This window comes from Bradyrhizobium yuanmingense (assembly GCF_025200905.1).
Classification (GTDB): domain Bacteria; phylum Pseudomonadota; class Alphaproteobacteria; order Rhizobiales; family Xanthobacteraceae; genus Bradyrhizobium; species Bradyrhizobium yuanmingense.
In genome coordinates, this window is the sequence record NZ_CP104173.1 from 5,192,208 (window position 1) to 5,216,394 (window position 24,187).

The 24,187-nt window shown below is 65.0% G+C and carries 20 protein-coding genes; 12 read left to right on the forward strand and 8 right to left on the reverse strand.

Translation table 11 applies throughout. The features are described from left to right. Positions 1-433: 433 nt before the first annotated feature. The 3 genes from N2605_RS24610 to N2605_RS24620 all read left to right on the forward strand — a co-directional run bounded on the left by N2605_RS24610 (position 434) and on the right by N2605_RS24620 (position 3,530). The gene (locus N2605_RS24610; RefSeq protein ID WP_024342565.1) at positions 434-886 is read left to right on the forward strand and encodes a (2Fe-2S)-binding protein; all 453 of its coding nucleotides are present in this window, start codon (positions 434-436) and stop codon (positions 884-886) included. A gap of 1 nt (position 887) precedes the next feature. Beyond that, a complete protein-coding gene (locus N2605_RS24615) occupies positions 888-3,200 on the forward strand; it encodes a xanthine dehydrogenase family protein molybdopterin-binding subunit (protein WP_036029355.1) in 2,313 nt (770 codons plus the stop codon). Between the two features lie 72 nt (positions 3,201-3,272). Then, the gene (locus N2605_RS24620; protein ID WP_036007962.1) at positions 3,273-3,530 is read left to right on the forward strand and encodes a hypothetical protein; all 258 of its coding nucleotides are present in this window, start codon (positions 3,273-3,275) and stop codon (positions 3,528-3,530) included. A 92-nt stretch (positions 3,531-3,622) separates the two neighbouring features. On the opposite strand, the gene N2605_RS24625 is transcribed toward N2605_RS24620, so the two are convergent. The 4 genes from N2605_RS24625 to N2605_RS24640 all read right to left on the reverse strand — a co-directional run bounded on the left by N2605_RS24625 (position 3,623) and on the right by N2605_RS24640 (position 7,834). Next, positions 3,623-5,347, reverse strand: coding sequence for a methanol/ethanol family PQQ-dependent dehydrogenase (locus N2605_RS24625; protein WP_085969009.1), 1,725 nt, complete (start codon positions 5,345-5,347; stop codon positions 3,623-3,625). Between the two features lie 142 nt (positions 5,348-5,489). Continuing rightward, positions 5,490-6,143, reverse strand: a complete 654-nt coding sequence (locus N2605_RS24630; protein WP_260343374.1) for a QcrA and Rieske domain-containing protein — start codon at positions 6,141-6,143, stop codon at positions 5,490-5,492. Positions 6,144-6,380: 237 nt separating this feature from the next. Further along, positions 6,381-6,845: a group III truncated hemoglobin gene (locus N2605_RS24635; protein ID WP_036029348.1), complete on the reverse strand. Its 465-nt coding sequence runs from the start codon at positions 6,843-6,845 to the stop codon at positions 6,381-6,383. Positions 6,846-6,982: 137 nt separating this feature from the next. Next, on the reverse strand, positions 6,983-7,834 hold the full coding sequence (locus N2605_RS24640; protein WP_036007996.1) for a 3-hydroxybutyryl-CoA dehydrogenase: 852 nt from the start codon (positions 7,832-7,834) through the stop codon (positions 6,983-6,985). A 316-nt stretch (positions 7,835-8,150) separates the two neighbouring features. On the opposite strand from N2605_RS24640, the gene N2605_RS24645 reads away from it, so the two are divergent. Beyond that, on the forward strand, positions 8,151-8,849 hold the full coding sequence (locus tag N2605_RS24645; protein WP_036007971.1) for an ABC transporter permease: 699 nt from the start codon (positions 8,151-8,153) through the stop codon (positions 8,847-8,849). Here N2605_RS24645 and N2605_RS24650 read toward each other — a convergent pair. Further along, on the reverse strand, positions 8,823-9,632 hold the full coding sequence (locus tag N2605_RS24650) for an ABC transporter substrate-binding protein (RefSeq protein ID WP_260343375.1): 810 nt from the start codon (positions 9,630-9,632) through the stop codon (positions 8,823-8,825). The two genes, N2605_RS24645 and N2605_RS24650, sit on opposite strands and share 27 nt — an antisense overlap. A 459-nt stretch (positions 9,633-10,091) precedes the next feature. Here N2605_RS24650 and N2605_RS24655 point away from each other — a divergent pair, with 459 nt between their 5' ends. After that, on the forward strand, positions 10,092-11,225 hold the full coding sequence (locus N2605_RS24655; RefSeq protein ID WP_260343376.1) for a hypothetical protein: 1,134 nt from the start codon (positions 10,092-10,094) through the stop codon (positions 11,223-11,225). Between the two features lie 268 nt (positions 11,226-11,493). Next, positions 11,494-13,503, forward strand: coding sequence for a putative bifunctional diguanylate cyclase/phosphodiesterase (locus N2605_RS24660; protein ID WP_260343377.1), 2,010 nt, complete (start codon positions 11,494-11,496; stop codon positions 13,501-13,503). A gap of 89 nt (positions 13,504-13,592) precedes the next feature. Here the strand turns inward: N2605_RS24660 and hutU are convergent, their stop codons facing one another. From hutU to hutI, 3 genes are read right to left on the reverse strand one after another with little or no spacing between them, the layout of a single operon-like run. Then, a complete protein-coding gene (hutU, locus tag N2605_RS24665; protein WP_225133235.1) occupies positions 13,593-15,263 on the reverse strand; it encodes a urocanate hydratase in 1,671 nt (556 codons plus the stop codon). A 10-nt stretch (positions 15,264-15,273) separates the two neighbouring features. After that, positions 15,274-16,833 (reverse strand): histidine ammonia-lyase, encoded by a 1,560-nt coding sequence (gene hutH / locus N2605_RS24670; protein ID WP_260343378.1) that lies wholly within the window; start codon positions 16,831-16,833, stop codon positions 15,274-15,276. Continuing rightward, a complete protein-coding gene (gene hutI / locus N2605_RS24675) occupies positions 16,830-18,044 on the reverse strand; it encodes an imidazolonepropionase (RefSeq protein ID WP_260343379.1) in 1,215 nt (404 codons plus the stop codon). The genes hutH and hutI overlap by 4 nt, the downstream gene beginning before the upstream one ends. Before the next feature lie 87 nt (positions 18,045-18,131). Here hutI and N2605_RS24680 point away from each other — a divergent pair, with 87 nt between their 5' ends. From N2605_RS24680 to N2605_RS24705, 6 genes are all read left to right on the forward strand, one after another. Further along, a complete protein-coding gene (locus N2605_RS24680; protein ID WP_260343380.1) occupies positions 18,132-19,490 on the forward strand; it encodes a formimidoylglutamate deiminase in 1,359 nt (452 codons plus the stop codon). After that, entirely contained in the window at positions 19,487-20,212 is a 726-nt protein-coding gene (hutC, locus tag N2605_RS24685; protein WP_036008026.1) for a histidine utilization repressor, read from the forward strand. Before N2605_RS24680 ends, hutC begins: the two co-directional genes overlap by 4 nt. A gap of 105 nt (positions 20,213-20,317) precedes the next feature. Then, on the forward strand, positions 20,318-21,262 hold the full coding sequence (locus N2605_RS24690) for an ABC transporter substrate-binding protein (protein ID WP_036029324.1): 945 nt from the start codon (positions 20,318-20,320) through the stop codon (positions 21,260-21,262). 61 nt (positions 21,263-21,323) lie between these two features. Continuing rightward, entirely contained in the window at positions 21,324-22,097 is a 774-nt protein-coding gene (locus N2605_RS24695; RefSeq protein ID WP_036008029.1) for an ABC transporter permease, read from the forward strand. Further along, positions 22,094-22,879 carry an ABC transporter ATP-binding protein gene (locus N2605_RS24700; protein ID WP_192893118.1) on the forward strand — a complete coding sequence of 262 codons (786 nt, stop codon included), beginning with the start codon at positions 22,094-22,096 and terminating at the stop codon, positions 22,877-22,879. The genes N2605_RS24695 and N2605_RS24700 overlap by 4 nt, the downstream gene beginning before the upstream one ends. Then, entirely contained in the window at positions 22,872-24,098 is a 1,227-nt protein-coding gene (locus N2605_RS24705; protein WP_260343381.1) for a Zn-dependent hydrolase, read from the forward strand. Before N2605_RS24700 ends, N2605_RS24705 begins: the two co-directional genes overlap by 8 nt. Positions 24,099-24,187: the final 89 nt, after the last annotated feature.

Here is a 24,187-nt window from a genome sequence, read left to right on the forward strand (position 1 = left end):
CTGCTTGAAGTTCGCGGTGCTCTGCGTTCTCCCTCCCTCGACTGAGGCCTACTGCTTCGTCCGTTCGGTGCAGCCGGCGGACGAAGCTTTTTTCGTTGCGTCCATTTGATAGGCAACGTGGCGGATGACGCGCCCTGCTTTTGACAAACCGTCGATGCAATCTTTTCCCGGTGAGAACACTCGGCTGTGAACGCCGGGTCGGCGCGATCTCTGCTAGGGTCGCGCCGTCACGATGCCGCACGACGTACAATCAATTAAGAAGAAAACGGGAGGTATCGAGCACATCCAGACATCGCTACCTGCGTTCCTGCCTCCCTCCGGGATTTGCCCGCGCGGGACTACGGCGGGATGTGGCGAGACGACGCACGAGCGGTCGCCGACCGGCATCGGCGGACTTTGAATTTGGCATGCTTATGAAGAGCGAGGCACGATCATGATCAAGGTGAAGATCAACGGCCAGGAACAGAGCTGGGACGGTGACCCGGATCTCCCGCTACTCTGGTTCCTGCGTGACGAGGCCGGTCTCACCGGCACCAAATACGGCTGCGGCCAGGCCCTGTGCGGCTCCTGCACGGTCATCGTCGACAAGCAAGCGGTGCGCGCCTGCATCACGTCCGTCAACGACGTCGCCGGACGCGAGGTCACCACGATCGAAGGCCTGCATCCGAACGGCGATCACCCGGTGCAGAAGGCGTGGCGTCAGGTCAACGTGCCCCAATGCGGCTTCTGCCAGGCCGGCCAGATCATGCAGGCCGCGGCGCTTCTGATGGAGAATCCCAAACCCTCGCACGACCAGATCCGCGAGGCGATGTCCGGCAACATCTGCCGTTGCGGCTGCTATCAGCGCATCGAGAACGCCGTCCATCTCGCATCGACGGGAGTGTGACATGAACTTCATCGACAATCCCCGCAAGCTTCGCGGCTTCGAAAAGCACATCAAGGTCGAGAAGGTGTCGCGCCGCAGCATCCTGAAGGGGCTCGGCGTCACCGGCGGCTTCGTGCTCGCCGCCCCCGTGATGTCGCGCCAGGCGCTCGCCTACGAGACCGGCGCCGGCAAGATGCCGCATGGCGTCGTGGTCGATCCGCGCGTGTTCGTTTCGGTGGGCGCAGATGGCATCGTCACCATCGTCGGGCACCGTTCGGAAATGGGCACCGGCGTGCGCACCAGCCTGCCGCTGATCGTGGCCGAGGAGATGGAGGCCGACTGGTCCAGGGTCAAGGTGCAGCAAGCCCATGGCGACGAGGTCAAGTTCGGCAACCAGGACACCGACGGCTCGCGCAGCACGCGGCATTATCTGATCCCGATGCGCCAGATCGGCGCTTCGGCCCGCACAATGCTGGAGCAGGCCGCGGCCAAGCGCTGGGGCGTGCCGGCGACCGAGGTCAAGGCGGTCAACCACGAGGTCGTGCACAGCGCCAGCGGGCGCAAGCTCGGCTTCGGCGAGCTCGCTGCCGACGCCGCCAAGGAATCGGTGCCCAGCATCGAGGGCCTCAAGCTGAAGGACCCCAAGAACTTCCGTTATCTCGGCAAGGGCCAGATCGGCATCGTCGATCTCCACGACATCACCACCGGCAAGGCGAACTACGGCGCCGACGTGCGGCTGCCCGGCATGAAATATGCCGTGATCGCCCGTCCGCCGGTGACCGGCGGCAAGCTGGTCAAGTTCGAGCCGGCGGAGGCGCTGAAGGTCCCCGGTGTCGAGAAGGTGATGCAGGTGCGCGGCTGGCCGTGGCCCTCGAAATTCCAGCCGCTCGGCGGCGTCGCGGTGATCGCGCGCAACACGGGCGCGGCGATCAAGGGCCGCGACGCGCTGAAGCTGACCTGGGACGACGGTCCCAACGGCAAATACGACTCCGTCGCCTACCGCAAGGAGCTCGAGGAGGCCTCGCGCAAGCCGGGGCTCGTGCTGCGCAAGGAGGGCGATGCGGACGCTGCCCTGAAGAGCGCCGACAAGGTGATCGTCGGCGAATACTACCTTCCGCATCTCGCCCATGTCGCCATGGAGACGCCGGTGGCGGTCGCGGACGTCAAGGGCGACAAGGCCGAGATCTGGGCGCCGGTTCAGAGCCCCGGCGGCACCCGCGAGGACGTCGCCAAGACGCTCGGCATTCCCGAGGCCAACGTCACGGTCAACGTGACGCTGCTCGGCGGCGGGTTCGGACGCAAGTCGAAATGCGACTTTGCGCTCGAAGCCGCGCTGCTCTCGAAGGAGCTCGGCGCGCCGGTGAAGGTGCAGTGGACGCGGGAGGACGACATCCACAACGGCTTCCTGCACACCGTCTCGGTCGAGCGGATCGAGGCCGGCCTCGACAAGAGCGGCAAGGTGATCGCCTGGCGCCACCGCAGCGTGGCTCCCAGCATCGCCTCGACCTTTGCCGCCGGCACGGTGCATCAGGCGCCGTTCGAGATCGGCATGGGCCTGGTCGATATGCCGTTCGAGATCGCGAACATCTCGTGCGAGAACCCGGAAGCCGCGGCGTTCACCCGCATCGGCTGGTTCCGCGCGGTCTCGAACATCCCGCGCGCCTTCGCCGTCCAGTCGATGGTCGGCGAGATCGCGCAGGCAACGGGCCGCGACCAGAAAGACATGCTGCTCGAGCTGATCGGCTCGCCTCGCATCGTCAAGCCCAACGTGAAGGACCTCTGGAATTACGGCGAGCCCCAGGACAGCTACCCGATCGACACCGCGCGCCTGCGCAAGGTGGTCGAGCTGGTCGCCGAGAAGGGCGAATGGGGACGAAAGGTGCCGAAGGGCCACGGTCTCGGCATCGCCGTGCACCGCAGCTTCGTCAGCTACATCGCGACCATCGTCGAGGTCGCCGTCGACGACAAGGGCAAGCTGACGGTGCCGCGGGTCGACACGGCGATCGATTGCGGCACCTATGTCAACCCCGAGCGCATCGCTTCGCAGATCGAGGGCGCGGCGATCATGGGGCTCAGTCTCGCCAAATACGGCGAGATCACCTTCAAGGACGGCAAGGTGCAGCAGAAGAATTTTGACGACTTCCAGGTCGTCAGGATGGACGACTCGCCTGTGGTGACCAACGTTTACATCGTGCCGCCCGGACCCGACACGCCGCCGAGCGGCGTCGGCGAGCCCGGCGTTCCTCCGTTCGCGCCAGCCCTGATCAACGCGATCTTCGCAGCGACGGGAAAACGCATCCGCGCGCTTCCGATCGGCAAGCAATTGGAGGCGTGAGACGGAACCGAAGTGCGAGGCGGAACACAAGCCGCCTCGCGCCGTTTCCATCGATCTGACAGGAGCAGATCGATGACCAACATCTCAAGTGCGCTCGCAGTCTCGCTGTCGGGCGCCTTTCTTTTGACCGCCGCGGGCGCATTCGCCCAGAGCAACACGACGCCGCCGACCACCGCGACGCGCCCCACCGGCCCCGACCAGACTTCGCTGCCGAACGCCAACGCCCCACCCGCCTCCGCCACCCAGACCACCGGGCAGCACAATCCGGATCCCAAGATTCGCGAGATGAACCAGAAGGAGAAGGACAAGGTCGAGCGCGAGGGGAAGTAGTTATCTGGCGCTGCAAACAAATGCGGCGGATGTTGCCATCCGCCGCATTCGCCACCCCCCGCTGCTCCGCTTCTTTCGATCCGCCCGCGGAGCTATTTCTTCAGCGCGAAGACCCAGACGACGCCGCCCTGCGGCACGTTGGCTTCGATGCCGATATTGTTGGTCACGAGCGCATCCTGGATGCGCTGCGCGTCGACGCCCCAGCCCGACTGGATCGCGATGTACTGCGTGCCGTCGATCTCATATGACACCGGCATGCCGACGATGCCGGAGTTGGTCTTCTGCTCCCACAGCAGTTCGCCCGTCTTGGCATGGAAGGCGCGGAAATAGCGGTCGTTGGTCCCGCCGACGAAGACGAGATCGCCAGCGGTCGCGGTGACCGATCCGAACAGATGCGACTTGGGGAAGTTGTGCTGCCAGACCTTCTTTCCGGTTGCGGGATCCCAGGCCTGGAGCTCGCCAAAATGATCCGCGCCCGGCTTTGTCTTCAGGCCGATGTCTTCCGGCTTGGTGCCGAGCCAGAGCTCGCCCGGCTTGAGTGGCACTTTCTCGCCGGTAAAGCCGCCGCAGAAATTCTCGTTGGCAGGCACGTAGACGAGGCCGGTCCTCTGGCTGTAGGCCGCCGATGGCCAATCCTTGCCGCCCCACAGCGAGGGACAGAACTCGACGCGCTTGCCGATCACCGGCTTGTGCGCTGGATCCACGATCGGCTTGCCGGTCTCGTCGATGCCCTTCCAGACGTCAGTGAAGACGAACGGCCATCCGGCGACGTAATTGATCTTGGTCGGAGTCCGCTCCAGCACCCAGAAGATCGCGTCGCGGCCGGGATGGACCAGGCTCTTGATGGTGCGGCCGTTGCGTTGCAAATCGATCAGCATCGGCGCGTCGACCTCATCCCAATCCCAGGAATCGTTCTGGTGGTATTGGTGATAGGCCTTGATCTTGCCAGTGTCGGGATCGAGCGCGAGCACCGAGGCTGTGTAGAGATTGTCGCCGGGATGCGAGTCGCCGGGCCATGGCGCGGCATTGCCGACACCCCAATAGATCGTCCTGGTCTCCTTGTCGTAATTGCCTGTCATCCAGGCCGACCCGCCGCCGTTCTTCCAGTCGTCGCCTTGCCAGGTGTCATGACCGGGCTCGCCTTCACCGGGGATGGTGTAGGTCCGCCACAACTCTTTGCCCTCCTTGGCATCATAAGCAACGATATAGCCACGCACGCCGAACTCGCCGCCGGAGCCGCCGACAATGACCTTACCGTCGACGATCAAGGGCATCAGGGTGAGGTACTGCCCCTTCCTGTAGTCCTGCACCTTCGTGTCCCACAGCACCTTGCCGGTCTTGGCATCGAGCGCGACCACGTGGTCGTCCGTGGTGGCGAGGTAGAGCTTGTCCTCCCACAGACCAACGCCGCGGTTGGTCGGATGCAGCTGGAACAGATCGTCAGGAAGCTGCCGCTTGTAGCGCCAGTATTCGTCGCCGGTCTTCGCATTCAGTGCGATCACCTGGCCCATTGGGGTCGTCACGAACATCACGCCATTGTTGACGATCGGCGGGGCCTGATGGCCTTCGACCACGCCAGTGGAAAAGGTCCAGACCGGTGTGAGGTTCTTCACGTTGGAGGTGTTGATCTGATCGAGCGGGCTATAGCCGTGCCCGTCATAGGTGCGCCGGTAAAGCATCCAGTTGTGGGGCTCGGGGTTTTCCAGCCGCTGCGCGGTGACCGGAGAATAACTCTCGATCGGCCCCGATAGAGCGGCGGTTGAGGCAAGACACGTGAAGGCGACCAAGCCGGACAGTAACCATTGCTTCCTGATCATGGAAGTTTTCATGGACGTTCCCCTTTTCATCCGCTTGAATTCTTGTTGTGAATTCTTGTTGTGAATTCTTGTCGTTCGTCCCGTCGCCCGCCCTTCGGCGGAAGCGGCTAGTCGTGAGGCGGGCCCAGCCCGCAACCGTCCATCATCCTGGCTGTGTGCCACCTACCTTTCCCATGAAATTGCCGGCGACGCTGAGCGAACCATCAGCGAGCGCCAGCGGCAGCGCTGCTAGCCGCCGCGGCGCCGGCCCGAACACGACCTGCGCGCCCGCGCGGGGATCGAATTCGGAGTTGTGGCACATGCACTTGAAAACCTCCTTGTCGCCGACATCGCTCTTCACCCAGGCGGTGACGGGACAGCCGGCATGCGAGCAGATCGCCGAATAGGCGATGATGCCGTCGACGGCGCGCGCGCGGGTCTTCTCGTCGAGGTCGGCGGGATCGAGCTTGATGATCAGGATTTCGTTGAGCCGCGAGGCGCTGCGCACCACCGATGTGGTGGGGTCCTTCGGCCAGGCATGGAGCGGCGGTCCACCGACCTTGAGATCGGCCGCAGTGACGAGCTTTCCCTCCTGGTCACCTTCGGAGAAGACGAGCAGATCACCTTTCTGCGGCCGCTCATCCGAGCCGGGCGGATCCTCACCTGCGCGGGCCCTGGTTGAACAGCCGAGACACGCCGTCGTCGCCATCGCACCGAGCAGCAGGGATCGCCGTGTCTGTTCGGTGCCCGCTTCGACGTCGGGTTCCGTAGCACTTTCGAAAGATGATGAATGGGTATCGAACGATGCGCGAGCCATGCCCGCTAGCAGGCGCTGGAACTCTGCCGAAAACAAGGCGAAGACTTGGCGCCGCAGTGCATCAATATGGCTTTGCTCGCGTTGATTGCGCAGGAGTAAATGCGTTCAAGCGCGTTTTCGCGATTTCTACATCGCTTTGCGCGAATGGCATGATGATTTCGCAGATCAGATCCGATGATGGAGGAATTGCTGCGACGCCACGATGCGATGCGGAATCCCACGCAGGCATCGTGTCCTTCACGACCTGAGCACGTGACGCGGCGAAGCGATGCGGCCCGCAAGTGTTGCCGACGCCATCTCAAAGCTGTCGGCGATACGACGCGCCTTGTCGATGAACAGTGCAGCCGCCGCCGGCGGGCAGACCTCGCGCGCGGTCTGCTCGAACAGGTCGAGCCAGCGATCGAAATGGCCGCCGGCCAGGCTGAGCGGCAGGTGTGCCCGCATCGGTGAGCCATGATAGCGGCCGCTCATCAGCACGACCGACGACCAGAAATCCCTGAGCTTGGCGAGATGCTCGTCCCAATTCTGCACGACGCCGAAGACGGGCCCCAACAGCGCGTCCTCTCGCACGCGTCCGTAGAAGCGGGTGACGAGTTCTCCAATCATCTCCTCGGTGATCCCGGTTCGCTCGATCGCATCCTGGGTCAACAGGCTCCGGCGCGCGGCCGCAGCTTCCCGCTCGGCCTTCAGTCGATCCGACATGTCCTTTGCTATCCGTTCCGTTATCCCCGCAGGCCGCCCGTTCGACATTGTCGGGCCTATCGCACGCGGCGTCTTTGTCGCAGCGCAAATTGCGGGATCTGGCGGCGGACGCTGGGCGCCCGCCGCCAATGCCTTCGTCAGGCGGAATAAGTGTAAAAGCCCTGCCCGGTCTTGCGGCCGAGATGGCCGGCATCGACCATCTCTTTCAGCAGCGGCGCTGGCCGATATTTAGGATCGTTGAAGCCCTTGTAAAAGACCTCCATCACCGAAAGCATGGTGTCGAGCCCGACGAGATCGGCAAGTGCGAGCGGCCCGATCGGATGGTTGCAGCCGAGCTTCATGCCCGCGTCGATCTCTTCCGCCGTCGCGATGCCCTCCTGGAGCGCGAAGATCGCCTCGTTGATCATCGGACACAGGATGCGGTTGACGGCGAAGCCCGGGCTGTTCTTGGCCGTGATCGCCACTTTGCCGACGCGCTTGGCGAAATCCAGCGCCTTGGCATGGGTGTCGTCCGAGGTCTGCAGGCCGCGGATGAGTTCGAGCAGCGCCATCACCGGCACCGGGTTGAAGAAGTGCATGCCGATGAAGCGGTCGGGACGGTCGGTCGCGGCGGCGAGCTTGGTGATTGAGATCGAGGAGGTGTTGGTCGCGACCAGCGTGCGCGGCGACAGGGTGGCGCAGAGATCCTTCAGGATCTTGACCTTGAGCTCCTCGTTCTCGGTCGCGGCCTCGATGACGAGGTCGCAATCCGACAGCTTCGCCCGGTCCGTGGTGCCGGTGATGCGCTTGAGCGTCGCCTCGCGGTCGGCCGCCGACATCTTCTCTTTTTTGACCAGCCGCTCGAGGCTTCCGCCGACGGTCGAAAGGCCGCGGTTCACCGCCGCATCGGAAATATCGACCATTACGACCGAGAGGCCGGCGGCCGCGCAGACCTGCGCGATGCCGTTCCCCATGGTCCCTGCCCCGATGATGCCAACGGTCTGGATCATTGCGTCACATCCTTCATCCTTGCGGGCGCGCCAGTCGCAGCCCGGCTCCATTGTTCCTGCATTAGGGTCTAGCACCGCCATTGGGCCGGCGCGACCCGATCCTGTTCCTTAGCGCATCCGAGGCCGGAAGAAAGCCGCCCGCGGGGCCGCCAGGCGCCTCGATTGTCGGTCCCTGGCCGCGTCTATCGATCATCCTGAGCCCTTCTCCAACGGCTCCGGCGGGGTTGCCCACCCCCTGGCCCCTTGATTATGGCAGCGGCAGCAGCGAGAAGGGCGGCGCGGGGCTACCGCGGAACAGGGGCTTGCCCGAGACCGGATGAACGATTTCGCACGATCCATCGGTGCCGCCTTTGCGCTGATCGGCGACGCCGACACCGAGCTATTGGGCATCGTCGCCCTGTCGTTGCGGGTCAGCCTGACCGCCAGCATCCTGGCGCTCCTGATCGGCGCCCCCTTTGGAGCCCTGCTTGCGATCACCCGCTTCCGGGGACGCCAAATCATCATCATTCTGACCAATGCCCTGCTCGGGCTTCCGCCGGTGGTGGTCGGGCTCGCGCTCTATCTTCTGCTGTCGCGGTCCGGCCCGTTCGGGGCGGCGGGCTTGTTGTTCACGCCGGCCGCCATGGTGATCGCGCAGACGCTGCTGGCGACGCCGATCGTGGTGGCGCTGGTGCACCGGCCGGCAAGCCTGTTGTGGGCGGAGTATGGCGACCTGGCGCGGATCGACGGGCTGTCGGCCCTGCGCAGCATGGCCCTGCTGTTCGCGCTCGGCCGGACCTCGTTGCTGACGGCCTTTCTCGCCGCGTTCGGGCGCGCCATTGCGGAAGTCGGTGCCATCATCATCGTCGGTGGCAACATCCGCGGCTTCACCCGCACGATGACGACGGCGATCGCGCTGGAAACCAGCAAAGGCGAGCTGCCGCTGGCGCTCGGACTCGGGCTGATCCTGCTCGCTCTCAGCGTCGCGGTCTCGACCGTCGCCTTCGTCCTAGTTGGGCGCGTTGGGGAAAAATAGCTGCTCGCCACCGACCTTGTACCCGGCGATCGCTTGCTGCCCTTGCGGCGAAACCAGCCAGTCGACGAAAGCCTGTCCCTCCTTTGCCTTCACGTTCGGATGCTTTGCAGGATTGACCAGCATGACGCCGTACTGGTTGAAGAGCCGCTTGTCACCCTCGGTCAGGATGGCGAGTTCGCCACGGTTCTTGAACGACAGCCAGGTGCCGCGGTCCGACAGGAGGTAGGCATTCGACGACGAGGCCATGTTCAGCGCCGGACCCATGCCCTGGCCGATCTCCCGGTACCAAATGTCCTTGCCGGCACTGAGGTCGACGCCTGCCTCCTTCCATAGTCTCAGCTCGGCCGCATGCGTGCCGGACTTGTCGCCGCGCGAGATGAACGGCGCCTTCTGCGTCGCGATCTTGCGCAGCGCATCGACCACGTCCTTGCTGCCCGAGATCTGCGCCGGATCGCTCTTGGGGCCGATGATGACGAAGTCGTTGTACATGACGTCGAAGCGCTTCACGCCCTGCCCTTCGGACATGAACTTGTCTTCGGCCGTCCGGTCGTGAACGAACACGACGTCGGCATCGCCACGCCGCCCGATGTCCAGCGCCTGACCGGTGCCGACGGCGACGACCTTCACGCCGATGCCTTCGGCCCTCGAAAACAGCGGCAGCAGATGACCGAACAGCCCCGACTGTTCCGTCGAGGTGGTCGAAGCCACGGTGATGGTGCGATCCTGTGCGGATGCGATGGTGGACCAGAGCAGAACCGCTCCGATGGTGACAAGCTTCCTCATGCGACGTCCCGGGCTGGGCAATGACGGTTCTGAATAGCGGCTCGCGAGGATGGCGGGAACCCCAAGCTTCGGATCGCAACGAGAGTTGATGCGGGCGGTGCACCTCGTCTGACAGAAAAAACGCGCCGGCGCGGACTAGGCACGCCTGCAAAACAAGAAGTGAAAAAACAACCCCATGCACAGTAGCGATGGGGTTGAAACGCCTGAGCATTTTCGGTATTACCGAAGGCGCGCTTGCGGCGTCGGGCAAAACAGGGGTATTATTGCATCATCGGCTGCTGTGCGGGTTGCGTAACTCGGGCGGATGCGCGCTGGATGCGTGGATGTTCTGCAATTGGTCCTGCCTACGTTGACACGGATGTGACGGCCGGGGCAGGTTTTCACATTGCTGGCGAATCAGCGATTGCCTCACGCCGAGTACCTCTTGGACAACTCCCAGTGCTTTCGAGACTGATATCGTTGCTGCGCCGCATCCCTGCGGTGAACTGGGCGTTTTCCCGACTCCGGCCTGTGCCGCACAGCGGCAACATTGAGGTCGCGCCGACCGTCACGGACGCTGCGCCCGCCATCATCGAAGACGTCGCGGTCCCGGCTCAAGCTCCAAGCGCCGAGATCAGCACCGCCCCGGTGCGCGACGACGCTGTCCCCGCCATCCAGGCTCTGGTCGCGGAGAACGATGCGGCTGTGTCTGTCGTCGCGGAGAATCCGTCCGACGAAATCCGTATCAGCGGGGACTCCTCTCCGGAGACCGTGACGGAAATCGAGGCGCCCGCGACGCCGCCAGCCTCCGAGGAGGTGCTGGCTGCATCGGTCGGTGCGGAGAGCGAGCCAGTTGCAGCCTCTGATCTCGCCATCGTTGATGATGATGCATCGCCTGCTGAGATTCCTGCAGAGGTCGACTCCGCCGTCGTAGAAGAGGTTGTGATTTCGTCAGCGGAGGTCGCGACCGCCTTGACTGATGTCCCTGATGTCATCATCGAGGCAGCCTCCTCGCCCGACGTTTCCGCTGCCGTCGATCCGGTCGCCGTCGAAGAAGTCGAGCTTCTCCGCGCCGAGGCCGATAGCGTCACGACTGATGCCTCTGAAGCCAGCGCCGACAGCGAACCGGCGCTCGTTGTCGAAAGCCCGCAAGTCCCTACAAACGATGTTCCGCTCGCTGCTGCGACTAACGACTCCTTGAGCGGTGTCACCGATATCGAGCCGGCTCCGGCTCTCGCGTCTCCTTCGCCAGAGATCCGCAACGTCCCGAAAGTTCGCGCGAGAGCCGCAGAGCCCGCCGACCGCGCGGCGCTGATCCGGCAGCGCTGGGCGGAGAGCGGAATCAGGATGTGGAATCCTCGGCTGCACGGCACCGGCGAAGCCGCGCTGAACATCCAGGGAAGCATCGGGCTGCTGCCCCCGGCACCCGGCGAGACAATGCCGCGCTACGACAAGCTGGAATTCAGGATGCTCGGCGGACAGATCGTCTGTGAGGGCGTGATCGTCGAGGCACCGGTTCAGGCGAGCCATCGGAGCTTCACGCAGCTTGCCGAGCCGCGGACCAGCGAGCGCGTCCGCGAACCGGCGCGCGAGCGCCAGGCCGTCCTCGCCTGATCCGACCGTGGCCATGTGCTAGGCTGATGTCGCGCATGGGCGATAGCAGGCGGTAGCTGCAGCGATTTCGGGCGACCTGTGCCTGAGACGTGCGCACGCTGCGGCCGGATATCCTTAACGGGACCTCACCAATGCACGCGATCGGAAAATCGTAAGGCAGCGCGCAACCAGTGCTGGCCTGCCCGGGCCAGAATTGATCTAACGGCCCCTTTACCCCTGCCGTGCAAGATTGCCCACGTTTTTCAGGGGATCTGGGGCTCGTATTGCAATGCCTGTTGCCGATTTGAAATCTCATCTTGCCGCCGCGATGCGATTGTTTCGCGTTCCCGCCGACAATCCGGACCTGACGCGGGCGCAGTTCGACGCCTTCTCCAAGCAGATCCCGCTGCTCTACTTCATCCTCATCAGCAACACGATTGCGGTCGCCTACACCTATGTGAACGTGGCGCCGGACTGGCTGACGATGATCGTGCCGGCCGTGCTGACGGTGCTCGCGGGCTTGCGGACCTTCTGGTGGCTACGCCAGCGCCGGCTGGTGCGCAGCGATGCCGACATCCTGCGCAATCTGCGCGCCACCAACTGGCTGACCCTGCCGATCGGTGCCGGCTTCACCGCCTGGTCCTTCGCGCTCTACCCCTACGGCGATCCCTTCGCCAAGAGCCAGGTCGCGTTCTACATGGCGGTCACCGTGATCGGCTGCATCTTCTCGCTGATGCATCTGCGCTCGGCGGCGCTGATCGTGACGCTGATCGTCGACGTGCCCTATGTGCTGTTCTTCTTTGCCACGGGCGAGCCGACGCTGAAGGCGATCGCGGTCAACAACCTCCTGGTTTCCGCCGCGATGGTGACGGTGCTGTTCATCTACTACCGTGACTTCGCCGATCTCGTCGCCAGCCGCAAGTCGCTGCTCGCGCAACAGGCGGCGACGCAGGCGCTCTCTGACGAGAACTTCCGCCTTGCCAATCTCGATTCACTCACCGAGCTGCCGAACCGCCGCCGCTTCTTCGCCGAGCTGTCGAGCGCCTTCACCGATGCCGAACGCAGGAAAGTTCGGATCGCGGTCGGCATCATCGATCTCGACGGTTTCAAGCCGATCAACGACAATTACGGCCATTCGGTCGGAGACCGCGTCCTGATCGAGGCCGGCCGGCGCATCCGCGAGGTCTGCGAGGGCTTTGGTCCGCAGCGGGTCGAATTCGCCCGATTAGGCGGCGACGAGTTTGGCCTTGTCGTTTGCGGCGACCCCGACCATGCGGACCTGCTGCGGCTGGGCCAGCGCATTGGCGACCAGGTCAGGCTTCCCTACCAGCTCGACACCGCCCATACCGGGCTGTCCTGCTCGATCGGCTTTGCCTCGTTTCCCCAATCGGCAACGACCGCGGAAGCCCTCTATGAGTGCGCCGACTATTCACTTTATCACGCCAAGCGCCATCTGCGCGGCCGCACCGTGATCTTCTCGAGCGAGCTCGAGGCCGAGATCCGCAGTCGCGGAGTCATCGAGAATCTGCTGCGCACCGCCGATTTCAGCACCGAGATGGACCTGGTGTTCCAGCCGATCGTCGATGCCATGAGCGAGCACACCGCCGGATTCGAGGTCCTGGCGCGCTGGCGCAGCGCCCGCCTCGGCCTGGTCTCCCCGGCCGATTTCATTCCGGCCGCCGAGCGCATCGGACTGATCCGGCCGCTGACGCAGGCGCTGCTCGTGCGCGCGCTCGCCATCGCCAGGACATGGCCCGATCACATCCGCCTGTCGTTCAATCTCTCAGCCCACGATGTCTGTGCGGCGGAGGGCATCCTGCCGCTGATCTCGATCATCGAGAAGAGCGGGCTGCCGCCGCGCCGGATCGATTTCGAGATCACCGAGACCGCCGTCACCTTCGACTTCGTCCGCGCACAGCAATCGATCGCAACGCTGAAGGCAATGGGCTGCGGCATTTCGCTGGACGATTTCGGCACCGGCTATTCGTCGCTGAGCCACGTGCACCGGCTGCCGCTCGACAAGATCAAGGTCGACCGCAGCTTCGTTTCCGACATCAACGAGAATCCCGTTAGCCACAAGATCATCAAATCGCTCACCGGTCTCTGCGACGACATGGAGATCGCCTGCGTCGTCGAGGGCGTCGAGACGCGTGCTCAGCTCGACACCCTGCGCCGCCTGGGATGCGACTTCATCCAGGGTTACTATTTCGCCAAGCCGATGCCGGCCGATGCGATTGGCGACCATCTTGCGAAGGAGAGCCGGCGCCTCGACGGCACCGGGACCAAGGTCGTGGCCTAAAGCGCGATGCGCGCTTTAGGTTATTGTTTGAGCATAATCTTTTCGGAAAACCGCTACGCACTTTTCCGGATCATGCTCTAAAGCCTCGTCTACTCCGCCAGACTCGGCAGATCGAGCCCCTTGTCGCGCGCGCACTCGATCGCGATGTCGTAGCCTGCATCGGCGTGCCGCATGACGCCGGTGGCGGGATCGTTCCACAGCACGCGCTCGATACGCTTCGCAGCCTCGGGCGTGCCGTCGGCGACGATCACCATGCCCGCGTGCTGCGAATAGCCGATGCCGACGCCGCCGCCATGATGCAGCGACACCCAGGTCGCTCCGCTGGCGCAATTGAGCAGCGCATTGAGCAGCGGCCAATCGGACACCGCATCCGATCCGTCCTTCATCGCCTCGGTCTCGCGGTTGGGGCTCGCCACCGAGCCGCTGTCGAGATGATCGCGGCCGATCACGATCGGCGCCTTCAATTCGCCACGTGCCACCATCTCGTTGAAGGCAAGGCCGAGGCGATGGCGGTCGCCGAGGCCGACCCAGCAGATCCGTGCCGGCAGGCCCTGGAACTTGATGCGCGCCTTTGCCATGTCGAGCCAATTGTGCAGATGCTTGTCGTCAGGCATCAGCTCCTTGACCTTGGCATCGGTCTTGAAGATGTCCTCGGGATCGCCCGACAGCGCGGCCCAGCGGAATGGCCCGACGCCGCGACAGAACAGGGGGCGGATATAGGCGGGCACGAAGCCGGGGAAATCGAAGGCGTTCTTCAGGCCCATGTCCTGTGCCATCTGGCGGATGTTGTTGCCGTAGTCGAGCGTCGGAATACCCTGGGCATGGAAATCCAGCATGGCCTGGACATGCTCGACCATCGACGTCTTCGAGGCGCGCTCCACTGCCTTCGGATCGGACGCGCGCTTGGCTTCCCATTCGGCAAGCGTCCAGCCCTTCGGCAAGTAGCCGTTGATGGGATCGTGCGCGCTGGTCTGGTCGGTGACGATGTCGGGCTTGACGCCGCGGCGCACCAGCTCAGGGAAGATCTCCGCGGCGTTGCCGAGCAGGCCGACCGAGACCGCCTTGTTCGTCTTCGCGGCGTCCGCCATGATCGCGAGCGCTTCATCAAGCGTTGCGGCTTGCCGGTCGAGATAACCGGTCCGCAGGCGCATCTCGATGCGGCTCGGCTGGCATTCGACCGCAAGCATCGAAGCGCCGGCCATGGTGGCCGCCAGCGGCTGCGCGCCGCCCATGCCTCCCAAGCCGGCCGTGAGAATCCATTTACCGGCGAGGCTGCCGCCGTAATGACGCCGACCGACCTCGACGAACGTTTCATAGGTGCCCTGCACGATGCCCTGGCTGCCGATATAGATCCAGGAGCCCGCCGTCATCTGGCCGTACATCATCAGGCCCTGGCGATCGAGCTCGTTGAAATGATCGAGCGTCGCCCAATGCGGCACGATGTTGGAATTCGCGATCAGCACGCGTGGTGCATCGGCATGGGTCCGGAACACGCCGACCGGCTTGCCGGACTGCACCAGCAGCGTCTGGTCGGCTTCGAGCTTGCGCAAGGCCGCAACGATCCGGTCAAAACTCTCCCAGTCGCGCGCGGCGCGGCCGATGCCGCCATAGACGACGAGCTCGCTCGGGCGTTCCGCGACGTCAGGGTCGAGATTGTTCATCAGCATGCGCAGCGGCGCTTCCGTGAGCCAGCTCTTGGCGCTGATGTCGCTGCCGCGGGGAGCGCGGATGGTACGGTCATTGTCCAGACGGCGGTTCATGCGGGCCTCTTCAGACGAGTCTCGGAAACGGATCGGTGGGAAGCTGGGCGAGCGCAGCAGCTGGAAGCGCATCGGCCTCGATCAATGCAGCGGCCTTGGCCAGATCACCGGCCATGTAGCGATCGGCGCCCAGTGCGGGCACCTGCTCACGCAACGCGGCAATGACGGCGACCAGCGGCGCACTGGTTGCGTGCGGCGCGCGCAGCGTGATGCCTTGGGCAGCGACCAGAAGCTCGATGCCGAGGATGGCGGCGAGATTGTCGGCCATGTCGGACAGGCGCCGCGCAGCATGCGCGGCCATCGAGACATGATCTTCCTGATTGGCGCTGGTCGGCGTCGAATCGATCGAGCAGGCGAGCGCACGCTGCTTGTTCTCGGCATAGAGCGCGGCCGCCGTCACCTCGGCGATCATGAAGCCGGAATTGAGGCCGGGATCGGGGGTGAGGAACGGCGGCAGTCCGAAATTGAGCGCGGGATCGACCAGCGTCGCGATGCGCCGCTCGCTGATCGCGCCGATTTCCGACAGCGCCAGCGCGATGGCATCTGCGGCAAACGCCACCGGCTCGGCGTGGAAATTGCCGCCGGAGACGATCTCCCCGGTCTCGACCAGCACCAGCGGGTTATCGGTGACGGCATTGGCCTCCACGATCAGCGTGCGCGCGGCCTGCGTGATCAGATCGAGCGCGGCACCCGCAACCTGTGGCTGGCAGCGCAGGCAATAGGGATCCTGCACACGCTCGTCGCCTTCCAGGTGAGAGAGGCGGATGTCGCTGCCGTCGAGCAGCGCGGTCAGCGTCGCGGCCGCCGCGATCTGGCCGGCATGGCCGCGCAGCGCCTGAATTTCAGGGCGGAACGGCGCCGTCGAGGCCATCGCCGCATCCACCGACAGTGCACCGGTCACCAGTGCGGCGCGGGCGAGGCGATATGCACGCAGCACGCCCGATAGCGCGTAGGCGGTCGAGAATTGCGTGCCGTTGATCAGCGCGAGGCCTTCCTTGGGCCCAAGGGTCAGCGGCTTGAGGCCGGCGGCGGCGAGTGCCTCGCTGCCGGACACGATCTTGCCATCGATGATCGCCTGCCCTTGGCCGATCATCACGGCCGTCATATGCGCAAGCGGTGCCAGATCGCCGGAGGCGCCGACCGAGCCCTGCTGCGGCACCAGCGGATAGACGCCACGGGCCAGCATGTCCTGCAACTGCTCGATCACCGCGCGGCGCACGCCGGAAGCGCCGCGGCCGAGCGAGACGATCTTCAGCGCCATCATCAGGCGGACGATGGGCTCCGGCGTCGGCTGGCCGACGCCGCAGCAATGCGAGACGATCAGGTTGCGCTGAAGCAGCGCGGTCTGGTCCGGCGGAATGCGCTTCGATGCGAGCTTCCCGAAGCCGGTGTTGATGCCGTAGACGGGGACGTCGGCCTGCGCGGCCTGCGCAACGATCAGCGCAGCCGTATCGACACGCGGCCAGAACGAAGGATCGAGCACGACGGGGGCGCTTTCGAGCACGCGCGCGAGATCGTCGAGGCTCACTGTTCCCGGCTTGACGACGATCGCCGTCTCCTGCTCCGTCACTGCCCCCTCCATACCCGCTTGTGCAGCGGATTGAAGCCGATGCGGTAGACCAGCTCGGCCGGCCGCTCGATCTCCCAGATGGCGAGGTCGCACCATTTGCCGGCTTCCAGTGTGCCGGTCTCGTTCAGCAGGCCGAGCGCCCGCGCGCCTTCACGGGTGACGCCGGCGAGGCACTCGGCCACATTCATCCGGAACAATGTCGCGCCCATGTTCATCGCGAGCAGCAGCGAGGTCAGTGGCGAGCTGCCGGGATTGCAGTCGGTCGCCAGCGCCATGGGAACGTTGTGTTTGCGGAACGTCTCGACCGGCGGCTTCTGCGTCTCGCGAATGAAGTAGAACGCGCCGGGCAGCAGCACGGCGACAGTGCCGGCCCTCGCCATGGCGGCGGCACCGGCTTCGTCGGTGTGCTCGAGATGATCGGCCGAGAGTGCCGAGAATTTCGCGGCAAGCGCGGCGCCGCCGAGATTCGAGAGCTGGTCGGCATGGAGCTTGACCGGCAGTCCAAGTCCCCTCGCCGTTTCGAACACCCGCGCGGTCTGCTCGGCGGAGAATGCGATGCCCTCCATGAAGGCATCGACGGCATCGGCGAGGCCCGCGTTTGCGACCGCCGGCAGCATCTCCTTGCAGACGAGATCGATGTAACCATCCTTGTCGCCACCCGCCTCGACCGGCAGCGCATGCGCACCCAAGAACGACGTGCGGATCGTAACCGACCGCTCACGGCCGAGGCTGCGCGCAGCCGCGAGCTGGCGCATCTCGGTTTCTGTGTCGAGGCCGTAGCCGGACTTGATCTCGACCGTGGTGGCGCCCTCAGCCGTCAGCGCGTCGAGCCGCGGCAGCGCGCCTGCGACGAGCTCGGCTTCGCTCGCCTGGCGCGTTGCCGCCACGGTCGAGACGATGCCACCGCCGGCGCGCGCGATCTCCTCATAGCTTGCCCCCTTCAGGCGCAGCTCGAATTCATGCGCGCGGTTGCCGCCATAGACAAGATGGGTATGGCAGTCGACGAGACCAGGCGTGATCCAGCGCCCCTCGCAATCGATCCGCTCGATCGCGTCTGCATCGGCGGGAAAATCCGCTTTCGCGCCGGCATAGGCGATGCGACCGCCGCGTGCGGCGATGAGACCATGCTCGATCTCGCCAAGATCGGCACGATCGACCCGCATCGTCGCGAGGCGGGCATTGTGCCAGATCCGGTCGAAGCGCTCTGCCATGCGGGTATCCCTTCGCCCTGGGGATGCTTGACTTATATGTCTAGACATATAATCGTAAGACGGTTCTGTCCAGCCGGCGTGTAGATCATGACCCGACTGCATTTCGCTTCCGCGCTCCTGCCTTCCGGCTGGGCCAATGACGTGCAGGTGGTGATCGCCGCCGGCGCGATCGCCGCGGTGACGCCGGGCGTGGCGCCGTCCGCCGGCGACGAGCGCCATGCTATCGCGCTTCCCGGACTTGCGAGCCTGCACAGCCACGCCTTCCAGCGCGGCATGGCAGGCCTTGCCGAATTGCGCGGCGATTCCACCGACACGTTCTGGACCTGGCGCGAGACGATGTATCGCTTTGCGCTGGCGATGACGCCCGACGACGTCGCGGCTGTGGCGACGCTGCTCTATGTCGAGATGCTCGAGCAGGGTTTTACCCGCGTCGGCGAATTCCACTATCTGCACCACGACCGCGACGGCTCGCCCTACGCTGACCCCGCCGAGATGGCCACGCGGATTGCACAGGCCGCCGAAGCCTCGGGCATTGCGCTGACGTTGTTGCCGACTTTCTATGCGCATGGCTCGTTTGGAGGCGCAGCGCCGCATGCCGGGCAGCGCCGCTTCATCTGCTCGGTCGATCAGTTCGCCGCATTGATGACGGCCTCGCGCCAGGCGATCAGCGCGTTGCCTGGCGCCAATATCGGCATCGCGCCGCACAGTTTGCGCGCGGTGACGCCGGACGAGCTCGCCGCCATCATTCCACTCGCCGAGGGCGGGCCGGTGCACATCCATGCCGCCGAGCAGGTGAAGGAGGTCGAGGATTGCCTCGCCTGGTCGGGCCGGCGTCCGGTGCAATGGCTGCTGGAGCACGCGCCTGTCGATCGGCGCTGGTGCCTCATTCACGCGACCCACATGACGAGTGAGGAAGTGACGGCTTTCGCCAAGACGGGCGCGGTCGCCGGCCTTTGCCCGATCACGGAGGCGAGCCTCGGCGACGGCACTTTCTCGGCGCGGGAGTTTGTCGACGCCGGTGGCCTTTTCGGCGTCGGTACCGATTCCAACGTGTTGATCGGCGCCGCAGACGAGTTGCGCCAGCTCGAATACGGCCAGCGGCTCAAGCACCGCCAGCGCAACGTCCTCTCCGGCGGCGCAGGTCGCTCTACGGGACGCTCGCTGTTCGACGGGGCGCTCGCCGGCGGCGCGCGGGCGCTAGCGCAGCCGACGGTCGGCCTCACACCCGGCGCGCGCGCCGATATCGTCACGCTCGACACGGCGTATCCATCGCTGGCGGGACGCGCGCAGGATGCGGCCATCGACGGCTGGATTTTTTCTGCCGGTGGCGCCGCCATCGATTGCGTCTGGGCCGGGGGCAACAAGGTGGTCGAGCGCGGTCAGCATGGATTGCGCCAAGCCGCACGCGAACGCTTCAACGCATCGATCCGGAGGCTCGTGGCATGAGCCTCGTCACCGATGCCGACAGGCCGACGCTCTACAAGCGCATCCGCGCCGACATCGAGCAGCGCATCCTGACCGGCGAATGGCCGCCCGGCCATCGCATTCCCTTCGAGCACGAGCTGGTCGCGCGCTACGGCTGCTCGCGCATGACCGTGAACAAGGCACTGTCTGAGCTGGCGCAGGCCGATCTGATCGAGCGGCGGCGGCGCGCCGGCTCGTTCGTGCGACGGCCGCAGCATCAGTCGGCGGTGCTCAAGATCGCCGACATCCGCGCCGAGATCACCGCGCTCGGGCGCAGTTACGGCTACGAGCTGATCGGCCGCAAGCTGCGCGCGGCGACGGCCGCCGACCGTGACCGGCTCGGCGTGAAGAAGGCCAACAAGGTGATCGCGATCACCTGCCGGCATAGCGCCGATAAGGTCCCGTTCGCGGTCGAGGACAGGCTGATCGATCTCTCGTCCGTTCCTGACGCCGCGACCGCGGATTTCTCGCGCGAGCCGCCCGGCTCCTGGCTGCTTCACCATGTCCCATGGACCGAGGCCGAGCACACGATCAGCGCCATCGTTGCGGACGACCGTGCGGCGGAAGCGCTCGCGATCGCCGTCGGCGCCCCCTGTCTCGTGATCGACCGCTATACCTGGCGCAGCGCACGCACGATCACCGCCGTGCGCCTGCTCTATCCCGGTGACTCACATCGCCTTGTCGCGCGATTCAAGGGAGGTTGAGAGGATATGTCGGCACAAATCGTGCAACGCTTCGCGGAACCGCCCATATGGGCCGGCAGAGATCAACAGGACGTCAAACCATCGATCGGCAAGAGGACGATAATCATGCGTAGTTCGACAGTATTTGCGACAATCATTGCTCTCGCGGCCTCCACTCCGGCGCTCGCCCAGGACGTCAAGGTCGGCATCGGCATTTCCGGGTGGACCGGCTTCGCGCCGCTGACGCTGGCGAAGGAGGCCGGCATCTTCAAGAAAAACGGCCTCGACGTCACCATCAAGAAGATCCCGCAGAAGGACCGCCATCTCGCCATCGCCTCCGGCGACATCCAGTGTGCGGCGACCACGGTCGAGACCTGGATCTCCTGGAACGCCAACGGCGTCGCCACCAAGCAGATCTTCCAGCTCGACAAGAGCTACGGCGCCGACGGCATGGCCGTGCGCAACGACATCGCCGCGATCAAGGACCTGAAGGGCAAGACCGTCGCCGCCTCCGCGCCGGGCACCTCGCCCTACTTTGCACTGGCCTGGATGCTGAAGAAGAACGGCCTCACCACCAAGGACGTGACCGTGGTGAACCTCGAGCCGGCGGCGGCCGCGCAGGCCTTCGTCTCCGGCCAGAACGATGCAGCGATGACTTATGAGCCATACTTGTCGACCGTGCGTGCCGCGCCGGACAAGGGCAAGATCATCGCGACCACGCTGGACTATCCGATGGTCATGGACACGTTCGGCTGCACGCCGAAGTTCCTCACCGATAATCCCAAGGCCGCCAAGGCACTCGCCGACAGCTATTTCGAGGCTCTCGAGACGATCGCCAAGGACCAGGCCAAGTCCTACGAGATCATGGGCGCCGACGTGAAGCAGACCGGCGAGCAGTTCGGCAACTCGGCGAAATACCTGCGCTGGCAGGACAAGGCTGCAAACCAGAAGTTCTTCGCGGGCGAGTTCCTGACCTTCAACAAGGAGGCCGCCGAGCTCCTGCTCGAGATTGGTATCATCAAGGCCGTGCCGAAGGTCGAGGACCTCTACGACGCGAGCTTCATCAAGTAACGTTCTCCAAGCTGCCGGTTCCGCCTCAAGCGGAGCCGGCGCACCATTCGGATACAGTTTGATGCGTCCCCTGGATCCCGTGACATCGAAGCAACGTGCGGCATATGGCCTGGCGTTCTTCGTGCTGTTCGTCGCCCTCTGGTCATGGGCGACGTTCGGCGGCCATGTGTCGAAGACCTTCCTCGCCAATCCGCTCACCATGGTGCAGGAAGGCCTTGAGCTGCTCACCAAGCACGGTTTCCTGTTCGACATCGGCATGACAATCTGGCGCGTCGTCGGCGGCTTTGCGCTCGCGGCGGTCATTGCGGTGCCGCTCGGCGTGCTGATGGGCGCCTATAAGCCGGTCGAAGCCTTCCTCGAACCCTTCGTCTCATTTGCACGCTATTTGCCCGCCTCGGCCTTCATTCCGCTGCTGATCCTGTGGGCCGGCATTGGCGAATTGCAAAAGCTGCTCGTCATCTTCATCGGCTCGGTGTTCCAGGTGATCCTGATGGTCGCGGTGACGGTCGGCGCGACGCGGCGCGATCTGGTCGAGGCCGCCTACACGCTGGGCGCCAGCGACCGCGGCATCATCCGCCGCGTGCTGCTGCCTTCCTCCGCGCCGGAGATCGCAGAAATCTTGCGGCTGGTGCTGGGCTGGGCCTGGACCTACGTCATCGTCGCCGAGCTGATCGGCTCGTCCTCGGGCATCGGTCATATGATCACCGACAGCCAGGCGCTGCTCAACACCGGCCAGATCATCTTCGGCATCATCGTGATCGGCTTGATCGGCCTGATCTCGGACTTCCTGTTCAAGGCGTTCAATGCCTGGCTGTTTCCCTGGAAGCTCGCATGACCATTCTTAAGGTTGAACAGGTCTCGCGCACCTTCCCCGCGCGTCACGGCAACGCGCCGACCAGGGCGCTCGAGCCGACCGATCTCACCATCGGCAACAACGACTTCGTCACCATCCTCGGTCCCTCCGGCTGCGGCAAGTCCACGCTGCTGCGTATCGTCGCCGGCCTCGATCGTCCGACCGGTGGACGTGTCACGCTCGACGGACGCGAGGTGACCGGCCCGGGCGCCGATCGCGGCATGGTGTTCCAGTCCTACACGCTGTTTCCCTGGCTGACGGTGCGCGAGAACATCGCCTTCGGCCTGCGCGAGCGCGGCGTGTCCGAGGCGGAGCGACACAAGATCGCCGATGCCTTCATCCGCCAGGTCGGGCTGTCCGGCTTCGAAAACCATTGGCCCAAGCAGCTCTCCGGCGGCATGCAGCAGCGCACCGCGATCGCACGCGCGCTCGCCAACGATCCGAAGATCCTGCTGCTCGACGAGCCGTTCGGCGCGCTCGACAACCAGACCCGCGCCCTGATGCAGGAGATGCTGCTCGGGATCTGGGAACGCGACCAGAAGACGGTGCTGTTCGTGACCCACGATATCGAGGAAGCCATCTTCCTCGGCAGCCGCGTCATCGTCATGAGCGCGCGCCCCGGCCGCATCAAGGCCGAAATCAATGTGGACCTGCCGCATCCGCGCTCCTACAAGATCAAGACCACGCCGGAATTCGTCCAGCTGAAGGAACGGCTGGTCGAGGAGATCCGAACCGAGGCGCTGAAGGTTGCCGAACATGCCTGACGCTCGTGCCGACGGACATCGCGTTCTCGCCGACCTCCATGCACTGCGTGCCTTCGGCGCCTACAAGACCGGCGTGCACAAGCCGACCTTCTCCGAGCCGCACAAGCTGTCGCTGGAGTGGCTCGTCCAGAAGCTGCCCGAGGCCGAGCTCTCCGCGACGATCGACGGCATCGGCAATGTGTTCGGGGCGAGCTCGAAGCCCGGGCCGAAGCTGCTGGCGGGCTCGCACCTGGAAAGCCAGAACTATGCCGGCTGGCTCGACGGCCCGCTCGGCGTCGTCTATGCGCTGGAGGCGGCGCGCGTGCTCAATGCCGACGCTTCGGTGAACGGCGCGGTCGAGGTCGCCGCCTGGTGCGACGAGGAGGGACATTTCGGTCATTTCCTCGGCTCGCGCTCCTATGTCGGACAGGTGACCGAGGCCGACATCGACGCCGCGCGCGACCGCACCAGCGGCCGCACCATGCGCGATGCCCTTGCCGACATGGGGCTGGCGGGGCGTCCGCGCATCACGGCCGAGCCGGGACGGCACGTCGGTTATCTCGAGGCGCATATCGAGCAGGGCGACACGCTCGAAAGCGGGCGCCTGGCGATCGGCGTCGTGACATCCATCGTCGGCATCTGGCAGTACCAGATCAACTTTGCCGGCGAGCAGAACCATGCCGGCACCACGCGCATGGCGGTGCGCAAGGATGCGGGCCTGGCGCTGGCCAAGTTCTGCGTCGCGATCGACGAGCGTTTCCCCGCCGCCTGCGGCCCGCGCACGGTCTGGACCACCGGCCGCATCACGCTCGATCCGGGCGCACCGAGCATCATTCCCGGTGGCGCGGAGATGTTGTTCCAGATCCGCGACGACGACCCGTTTGTCATCGCGCGGCTGGAGCAACTGCTGCGGACCATGGCGGACGAAGCCAGCGCAAATGGCCCCTGCACCGTCACGGTGACGAAGCTGCGCACCGGCGCACCCGCGATGATGAACGCGGGCTTTCAGGACGCGATCGAGGCCGCGAGCAAGGCCGTCGCCGGCGGCCGGTCCATCCGCATGCCGAGCGGCGCCGGCCACGATGCGCAGATGCTGGCGACCGTCATGCCCGCCGGCATGCTGTTCGTGCCGTCGATCGGCGGCATCAGCCATCACTGGACCGAGAACACCTCCGATGCGGACATCGTCACCGGAGCTGAGGTATTCGTCGACGCCTGCCGCCGGATCCTCGGGGGCTAGGTCGAGGCATGCAGCCGTTGAGCGCCTGCCACGACCATTCGAGCAGGGCTCTGCCATAAAGCCGCGGCAATCCTCGGGCCTGTCGACCG

Bases quoted from the DNA above. Each gene is read 5' to 3' on its own strand.
- N2605_RS24610 (WP_024342565.1), top strand. From the start codon at position 434: ATGATCAAGGTGAAGATCAACGGCCAGGAACAGAGCTGGGACGGTGAC.
- N2605_RS24615 (WP_036029355.1), top strand. From the start codon at position 888: ATGAACTTCATCGACAATCCCCGCAAGCTTCGCGGCTTCGAAAAGCAC.
- N2605_RS24620 (WP_036007962.1), top strand. From the start codon at position 3,273: ATGACCAACATCTCAAGTGCGCTCGCAGTCTCGCTGTCGGGCGCCTTT.
- N2605_RS24625 (WP_085969009.1), bottom strand. From the start codon at position 5,347: ATGATCAGGAAGCAATGGTTACTGTCCGGCTTGGTCGCCTTCACGTGT.
- N2605_RS24630 (WP_260343374.1), bottom strand. From the start codon at position 6,143: ATGGCTCGCGCATCGTTCGATACCCATTCATCATCTTTCGAAAGTGCT.
- N2605_RS24635 (WP_036029348.1), bottom strand. From the start codon at position 6,845: ATGTCGGATCGACTGAAGGCCGAGCGGGAAGCTGCGGCCGCGCGCCGG.
- N2605_RS24640 (WP_036007996.1), bottom strand. From the start codon at position 7,834: ATGATCCAGACCGTTGGCATCATCGGGGCAGGGACCATGGGGAACGGC.
- N2605_RS24645 (WP_036007971.1), top strand. From the start codon at position 8,151: ATGAACGATTTCGCACGATCCATCGGTGCCGCCTTTGCGCTGATCGGC.
- N2605_RS24650 (WP_260343375.1), bottom strand. From the start codon at position 9,632: ATGAGGAAGCTTGTCACCATCGGAGCGGTTCTGCTCTGGTCCACCATC.
- N2605_RS24660 (WP_260343377.1), top strand. From the start codon at position 11,494: ATGCCTGTTGCCGATTTGAAATCTCATCTTGCCGCCGCGATGCGATTG.
- hutU (WP_225133235.1), bottom strand. From the start codon at position 15,263: ATGAACCGCCGTCTGGACAATGACCGTACCATCCGCGCTCCCCGCGGC.
- hutI (WP_260343379.1), bottom strand. From the start codon at position 18,044: ATGGCAGAGCGCTTCGACCGGATCTGGCACAATGCCCGCCTCGCGACG.
- N2605_RS24680 (WP_260343380.1), top strand. From the start codon at position 18,132: ATGACCCGACTGCATTTCGCTTCCGCGCTCCTGCCTTCCGGCTGGGCC.
- hutC (WP_036008026.1), top strand. From the start codon at position 19,487: ATGAGCCTCGTCACCGATGCCGACAGGCCGACGCTCTACAAGCGCATC.
- N2605_RS24690 (WP_036029324.1), top strand. From the start codon at position 20,318: ATGCGTAGTTCGACAGTATTTGCGACAATCATTGCTCTCGCGGCCTCC.
- N2605_RS24695 (WP_036008029.1), top strand. From the start codon at position 21,324: ATGCGTCCCCTGGATCCCGTGACATCGAAGCAACGTGCGGCATATGGC.
- N2605_RS24700 (WP_192893118.1), top strand. From the start codon at position 22,094: ATGACCATTCTTAAGGTTGAACAGGTCTCGCGCACCTTCCCCGCGCGT.
- N2605_RS24705 (WP_260343381.1), top strand. From the start codon at position 22,872: ATGCCTGACGCTCGTGCCGACGGACATCGCGTTCTCGCCGACCTCCAT.